The following is a 784-nucleotide window of genomic DNA, read 5'->3' as shown; positions in this document are numbered from 1 at the left end:
GTTCTTATCCTCGTAGAATCGGAACTTGTACTTCTCAATCAATTCGTCACGAACATCTAGCGGAAGACTCTTCTTGGGTATTAGAAAAGACTCCCGCGCATGCACCGTGATCGGCTTTACTTCAGCCATCCGGCACTCCTTTGTATTACTGTTTCTTCGTGATCGTCAATTCGATCGCTTCCGCACGCTCCAACTTCTTGATGCCCGCGATGTTGCGATTCAGAAAGCGAATGGATTGCCGGTGGCCAGTGGCCGTAGAATTCCAAGCCGTAAGCTCAAACTTCAGTCGGGTCCACGCTTCGACCACGATAGGGTTTTCGCTTTCGGCCATAGAGCCAAGAAGCATGGCCAGCGCAAGCGCCGCACCGTCTTCGACATGGATCGTCAAACGCGGTCGCGTGTCCCCTTCGTAAAGCACGAACTTCAATACGGGCTCCAGATTCAAACCCGGTTGATTGATCGTGAGTCGCGCTCTCGGGCTCATCGACGTATCGCTGATAAGCGAAGCATGCACCTCACCCGTATCGTCATCTAGCCATGCGCTGTAATGTCGATCCGTCTGTATATTTCGTAGTACTGTCATTTTGCAGCCTTGATGATTGCGGTCGTTGATGGAGGAACAGAGCTGTGATCGCCGCCGACCACAAAACCATCCTGAAACTGGACATCAAACGTCGTATGCATATTGAGGACAGCGCGCCGTGCTTGGGTCCCATGTACTTTTAGGACCAGCGGACCCGGGCTCGGTGCATTCTCTACCCAATATTTACCCAGCAGCGACACC

At 52.4% G+C, this 784-nt stretch carries 2 protein-coding genes; both read right to left on the bottom strand.

The features are described 5' to 3' along the window. Positions 1-145 precede the first annotated feature (145 nt). Positions 146-583 carry a hypothetical protein gene (locus tag AC1RPG_RS07825; protein ID WP_481762443.1) on the bottom strand — a complete coding sequence of 146 codons (438 nt, stop codon included), beginning with the start codon at positions 581-583 and terminating at the stop codon, positions 146-148. Further along, positions 580-784: hypothetical protein (locus AC1RPG_RS07820; RefSeq protein ID WP_481762442.1), on the bottom strand; the 205-nt coding region annotated here is incomplete at its 5' end. The genes AC1RPG_RS07825 and AC1RPG_RS07820, both read right to left, overlap by 4 nt.

The organism is Dellaglioa sp. CoH-57-MRSF-18, from assembly GCF_056781995.1.
Note: the sequence above shows the minus strand (reverse complement) of the source record. Positions and strands in the feature narration are given on the sequence as shown.